We start from the raw sequence: 6,000 nt of genomic DNA, 5'->3' as shown, positions 1-6,000 counted from the left end.
CCCCCTCCCCCCCCCCCCCCCCCCCCCCCCCCCCCCCCCCCCCCCCCCCCCCCCCCCCCCCCCCCCCCCCCCCCCCCCCCCCCCCCCCCCCCCCCGCAGGTACCCCGTCTCGACGGACCACTGCCCTTCCTTCACCGCCGGCCCCTCCGGAGCACCGCCATGCACACCGCCACACGCCCCGCGCTCCTCCTCACCGCAGCATTCGCCCTCGGCCTGGCCCTGCCCCGACCCGCCATGGCCCACGGCCACAACTTGGACATCGTCATCACCGGCCACCAGGGCGGTCACGTCCTCACCCACGTCACCTGGGAGAACGACGGCGACGTCGTCGACGAACCCGTCGCCGCGCTGGTCAACGCCGTCAGCGCCGACGGCCGCCACACCGCCGGGCCCTGGAGACTCGTCCGCGGTACCGGCCCCACCGACTGGACGACCACCGAAAGCCTGCCTGCCGGGACGTGGACGATCACGGTCTCGGCCGGCCGGCCCGGACTGGGACACGCCGAACAGAAGCTGACGGTCACGGCGACCGCCGCGTCGCCCGGCACGTCGACGGACCCGGGCAGCAGCACGCCGAGGCCCGGAACGACGCCCGCGACTCCGGGCGGGACCGCCGGCGGCCCCCCACCCACCGCATCACCGCGGACTTCGTCGGCGCCCGACACCTCCCGGCCCCCGACCACGTCACCCACCACCGTCCGCGAGCCGGACCAGCGGACCTGGGGCCTCGGACCGACGACCCTCGCCCTCGCGGCCGCCTCGCTCACCGGGGCGATCGTCGGGATCCGGATACGGCACAGGCGGCGCAACCGCCCCTGACCACCGGCCCGTCACCGCCACGTGCGACCAGGCGCAACCACGCCCACGGAACCTGCCGGACCATCCCGGACGGCAGGAGCCCTCGACGAGGACGGCGGAGCTCAGAGTCTTCGCGGCGTTCGTGGCGGGGAGGGACGTCGCGCCCCGGTGGGGAACCTCCCCGACGCCCCGTCGCCGGCCGGACGCTCCTGCGCCGGTGTCCGCCAGTGGAGCAGGGAGCGGCGGGCGGCGAGCGTGTCGGGGTGCTCCTCGCCCAGGACGCGCGTGATGTCGTCGAGGAGCGAGGTCAGTTCGCGGACGGCGACGTCCGGTCTTCCCCCCTCCCCGTGCCACCAGGCCAGTCCCGCCCGGGCGGCGAAGGTGTCCGGGTGCTCCGGACCGAGGACGCGCAGGCGGTCGGTGAGGAGCGCTCCGAGCGCTTCCGTCGCTCCTGCGGCGTCGCCGGCCACGCCGCGCCATCGGGCGAGTCCGCTCCTCGTGGTGAGCGTGTAGGGATGCTCCGGGCCGAGCGTGCGCAGGCAGTCCTCGAGGAGGACGGCGAAGTCGGCCGCGGCGCCGGCGGCGTCTCCATCGACACCGGTCCACCGCGCGAGGGCGCCACGGACGCCGAGGATGGGCAGGTGATCGGGGCCGAAGATCCTGGTCATGTCGGTCAGCAGTTCCGTCAGGGCGGCCTTCGCCTCAGCGGGGGCGCCGGCGGTGCCCAGCCACCGAGCGTGGTTCGCGCGCGCCGTGAGTGTCTGCGGATGATCGGTTCCCAGCACTCGTTCCAGGTCGACGAGGAGTTCCCGGGTCGCGGTGGCGGCCTGTCGGCAGGCGCCCGTCAGGCCGAGCCACCACGTCATGTTGCTCCGTGCCGTCAGTGTCTCCGGGTGATCGGGGCCGAGGACCCGCCCGAGGTCGGCGAGGAGCGGGCCGGTCGCCGCCGCGGCACCACGATGGTCGCCGGCCGCGCCGTGCCAGTAGGCCAGACTGTTGCGGGCTGCCAGCACGTCGGGGTGGTCCGGGCCCAGCGCTTCGCACAGCCGGACCACCACGTCGCTCGTCGCCTCGGCAGCACCCGCCGGATCACCCGCCACGCCACGCCACCAGGCGGTCAGATGCCTGCAGAAGAGGACGTCGGGATGCTCGGAGCCGCCCAGCCGGGCTTCGGCCTGAAGCGTCAGCCGTGCGAGGTACGCGTGCGCCAGCTGCGGCATTCCTCCCTCCCCGAGGCTCGCTCCCGTCCGGAGGAACAGCTCGTGGCAGCCTTCGTTCCACAGCGCGTCCCCGGCACGGTCGATGAGGGCTTCGGCGTTCGTACGGAGGGTCGCGGCCAGAGTCCCGTCCTGGCCGGCCGCGGAGGGCCAGGCATGCAGGAGGCCGTCCGCGCACGCGCGGGCCGTCGCATCGCGGGCCGCGCCGGACAGGGATTCCCTGGTCGCTCTCTGCACCAGTGCGTGGACGCGTACGGTGTCGGCCGTCCGGTCCACTCGGTGGTCGACGAGGCTCATTCGGTGCAGGCAGCGCAACGCCTGCACGACGTCGGCGGACGACGGCCGGCCATCGGGATCGGCATCGGGATCGGCATCAGGATCGGCATCAGGACGGTTCTGCGCCCTGCGGGCTGCCAGATGCGTCAGGACGGGCTGTCCCGTCAGGACGCTCAGCGGAATGCCCTGGGGGTCCAGCAGACTCGCGACCTCCAGCAGAGGGCGGGCCAGGCCCGCGGGTGTCATGGAGTCCGCTCGTTCGATGGCCAACCGCCAGGTGGTCGCGACGCTGTCCACGTGGTCGTCGGGCAGGCTGTCCCCCTCCGGGAAGAGATCACTCAAGGAACGGCTGTCGTCTCCCAGTCTCTCCCTGTACGCGGAACAGGTGAAGCCCATGTCGACGAGGAAGGCCCGGGCCTGAGCCAACGCCAAGGGCAGGAAACCCAGTTCGGCGACCAGCGCATCCACCTCGCCGGGATCCGGCGGACGCGCCCCGTGGGCGGTCAGAGCCCGCGTGAAGTACGCGTGGGCCTCGCTTCGCGTGAAGGGGCCGAGGTCGAAGCGCTCCCGATGCGAGCCGGTGAGGGCGGCGTCACGACGCCGGGTGGTGACGAGGGCCCGGCCACCGCTGCTCGGCCGCGCGGGAGGCCACAGACCCCTGAGGTCGGCGGTGTTCGACACGTCGTCGAGGACGACGAGCCACCGACGGTTCGTCGTCTCGGCCCACGACAGAAACCGTGCGGCGGCTCGTTCCAGGTCCCGTCCGTCCGCGCCGGCCGCTTCGACACCGGCGTGGCCGTAGCCGGCAACCAGGGAAGACCGACTGGAGGCGTTGACCCACACCAACAGGTCGATGGATCCCGCCGCCCATTCCGCGCGCGCATAGCGGGCCGCGAGCTGTGTCTTCCCCACGCCTCCGAGCCCGGTGATCACCCGAGTCCGGGCCGGCGCCTCGTCCACTCCCAGCTCCCGTCGCAGCCTCCGCAGGTCTCCGCGCTGCTGGAAGCAGTCGGCTTCTCGCGGCACCACTCCGATCCGGAGGGGCCAGGCCACGGGGGACGCCTGGTAGAAGTGGTTGTGCTGCCGGCTTCCGTCGCCGGTCTGGAAGGCCGTGGGGGCACGGAAGTCATTGCCTGAGGTCGCGCCCCGCCCGCCGCCGGTCTCGTCCCGGCCGGTCATTCCGCGGGACCGAGGGGACTCGTCCGCGCGCCGTCGTTCGTCGACACACTCGTCCGCCCCGACAGGGCGGCCGACGTCAGCGGACCCATCATCCCCCTCCCTCATGAGCAGTCAGCGAGGCACATCGGCAGAGGCCTCATTGTGCTTCCCCTGCCCCGAGACGGACAGCAGTTCCGCAGAACCCGCTCCGTACGCCTTGGATTCCCAGACGCAGGGGCGCAGCGACGCCTTCGAAACAACGGTCGTTGCCCTCAGTAGACCATCGGCGACGGTTCCACCGGGGGCGGCTCGGGCCAGTAGCGGGCCCCACGGGCGTTGAAGTGGGCCAGGTAGTAGGTGACGCCGTCGAGTTGCAGGTCCATGGGCGGAGGATCGGCGACCACCTGGAAGACCGGACCGGAGGGACGGTCCACCCGAGCTTCCATCGTCGGCGTGTTCCAGGCCAGCGCCCGGCTCTCCGCATGTTCCGCGGACCACAGGGCTCGTGCGCCCCACTCCCGCTCCTCGCCACGCTCCAGGTCGGTCAGCGCCCGCAGCAGTGCCTCGCTGTAGACCGCACGGACCCGGAAGTTCGTCAGGAACCGACGCTCGATCACGATCCGCATGTACCGACGGCTGTTGCTCCGATGACGTCCGGCCACGATGACGCATTCCCCACCGTCACCCCAGGCCGGTGGAGCGATCCACACCTTCGCACCGGCCGCGAAGTGCCGCAGCCCCCTGCGGATCTCCAGCCCGCCTTCGCCGTGGCTCGTCTCCTCGGCGACATTGGCCACGACGCACATGCCCAGCGGCTTGGGCCCGGTTCCCTCCGTCATGGCTGCCATGCTCCCCTGTCACCTGCCGAACGACCCCAGTATTTTTGGGCGCGGCAGCCCGCGGAGCCGAGCTCAGGCCCCGGATGGTCGAGCCCTTCGCGTCGGCTCGGGTCTGGTGGGACCAGGCCCCGGGGCCAGCCACTGTTCCGCGGCACGGGCGGGGTCGTGGACCCGGCTCCACGGTCCCAGAAGAAGTTTCCCTCCGGATCGCGGATGCGGTGGATGCGGAGTCCGGAGTGAGGTCGACGACCTGGTCCGCGGGGCGGTTCGACGACGTGACGCGCGGGGCGGTCCCGACAATGACCGCCCCGCCCCGATGGGGGATGCGGGGCGGGACGGTCACGGCTCGGCCGCGGGGAGGGGGGTCACCGCGGGCCGGGCGGGGAGCACCCGTGCAGCGGCCGCCTACCCGGCGATCCGGTTCTCATGCCGACTGCGTCCGCAGGTCCTCGGCCGCTCGTCGACCCGGCCGGCTGTGCGGGTCGGGCCCGCGCGAAGCGCGCCGCGAGCCCGGGCAGGGCCGATGCGGGCAGGGCCGCTGCGGTCGCACTCGTCCACTCGACGGTCAGGACGGGTGGACCTCGTCGAAGACGGCGAGGGCTTCGGCGGGATCCTCGCTCACGAGCCGTTCCAGACCGGCCGCCGTGATCGTGGCCCACCTGCCCGCCCGGGCCCACATCCGCTCCTCGAAGGCGCGGACGGCTTCGTCCGGGTCCGAGGAGCGGGTGGCGAGGGATTCGGCGAGTTCGGCGCCTTCGAGCATCGCGAGATTGGCGCCCGCCCCCAACGGGGGCATCAGGTGGGCGGCGTCGCCGAGGAGCGTCACTCCCGGGACGTGGGTCCAGGTGTGGGCGACGGGCAGGACGTGGAGGGGGCGGTGGACGAACGTGCTGCCGTGCCGGACGAGGTCGAGGACGGGGGCGGCCCAGCCGTCGAACATGGCCAGCAGGCTCGACCGGACGGCCTTGTCGTCGGCCGGGTCCAGGTGGGCGTGCCAGTCCAGCGGTGCGCGGAACCGGGCGTACACCTTGACGTGACCGCCGCTGTTGCGCTGGGCGACGAGTGACCTGTTCACGCCGTAGACGGCGAGAGAACCGTCACCGATCATCCGCGCGAGGCCGGGGTGGCGGACGTCGATGGCGTCCAGGGAGGTCTCGACGGCGGTGACGCCGGTGTACTGCGGTGTCACCGGCGATACTGCCGGACGGGTACGGGACCAGGCACCGTCCGCGCCCACGACGAGGTCGAACGCCTCCTGTCGCCCGTCGGCGAAGTGGACGCGTACGCCGTCCCGGGTCCCGGGCACCACCCGCGTCACGGCCCGCCCCCACTGGACGTCGAGAGGCCCCAGCAGCAGGTCGCGGAGGTGCCCGCGGTCGATCTCGGGGTTGGCCCGGTCGTCCGGACGGGCCGGCCAGTCGCGCAGGACTGTCCCGTCCGTGTCCAGGATGCGCATGGCCTGCCCCTCGGGGCGCGACAGCGCCTCGAACTCCGCGCGCAGCCCCGCCTTCTCCAGGGCCAGTTGTCCCAGCCCCTCTTGCAGGTCCAGCGTGCCGCCCGGCGGGCGCGCGTCCGGGCCGGCGTCGCGTTCGAGGAGGGTGACGGGGTGGCCGTGGCGGTGCAGGACACGGGCGAAGGTCAGGCCACCAGGGCCACTGCCGATCACGGCGATGCGATGCCTCATGTCGATACACTGTATTTTCTCGATACAC

At 73.1% G+C, this 6,000-nt stretch carries 4 protein-coding genes; 1 reads left to right on the top strand and 3 read right to left on the bottom strand.

The window, feature by feature from the left end:
* Positions 1 to 159: 159 nt before the first annotated feature.
* Positions 160 to 819, top strand: a complete 660-nt coding sequence (locus ACZ60W_RS20865) for a hypothetical protein (protein ID WP_469756817.1) — start codon at positions 160 to 162, stop codon at positions 817 to 819.
* A 101-nt stretch (positions 820 to 920) separates the two neighbouring features.
* Here the strand turns inward: ACZ60W_RS20865 and fxsT are convergent, their stop codons facing one another.
* The 3 genes from fxsT to ACZ60W_RS20850 all read right to left on the bottom strand — a co-directional run bounded on the left by fxsT (position 921) and on the right by ACZ60W_RS20850 (position 5,972).
* Positions 921 to 3,470 carry an FxSxx-COOH system tetratricopeptide repeat protein gene (gene fxsT / locus ACZ60W_RS20860; RefSeq protein WP_469756816.1) on the bottom strand — a complete coding sequence of 850 codons (2,550 nt, stop codon included), beginning with the start codon at positions 3,468 to 3,470 and terminating at the stop codon, positions 921 to 923.
* 251 nt (positions 3,471 to 3,721) lie between these two features.
* Positions 3,722 to 4,288 carry a hypothetical protein gene (locus tag ACZ60W_RS20855; RefSeq protein ID WP_469756815.1) on the bottom strand — a complete coding sequence of 189 codons (567 nt, stop codon included), beginning with the start codon at positions 4,286 to 4,288 and terminating at the stop codon, positions 3,722 to 3,724.
* A 565-nt stretch (positions 4,289 to 4,853) separates the two neighbouring features.
* Entirely contained in the window at positions 4,854 to 5,972 is a 1,119-nt protein-coding gene (locus ACZ60W_RS20850; RefSeq protein WP_469756814.1) for an FAD-dependent oxidoreductase, read from the bottom strand.
* Positions 5,973 to 6,000: the final 28 nt, after the last annotated feature.

It is taken from the genome of Streptomyces sp. NPDC104202 (assembly GCF_055584185.1).
This window is presented reverse-complemented; position numbering and strand designations above follow the sequence as displayed.

Coding starts and splice junctions, on each gene's coding strand:
- ACZ60W_RS20865 (WP_469756817.1), top strand. CDS start 160: ATGCACACCGCCACACGCCCCGCGCTCCTCCTCACCGCAGCATTCGCC.
- fxsT (WP_469756816.1), bottom strand. CDS start 3,470: ATGACCGGCCGGGACGAGACCGGCGGCGGGCGGGGCGCGACCTCAGGC.
- ACZ60W_RS20855 (WP_469756815.1), bottom strand. CDS start 4,288: ATGACGGAGGGAACCGGGCCCAAGCCGCTGGGCATGTGCGTCGTGGCC.
- ACZ60W_RS20850 (WP_469756814.1), bottom strand. CDS start 5,972: ATGAGGCATCGCATCGCCGTGATCGGCAGTGGCCCTGGTGGCCTGACC.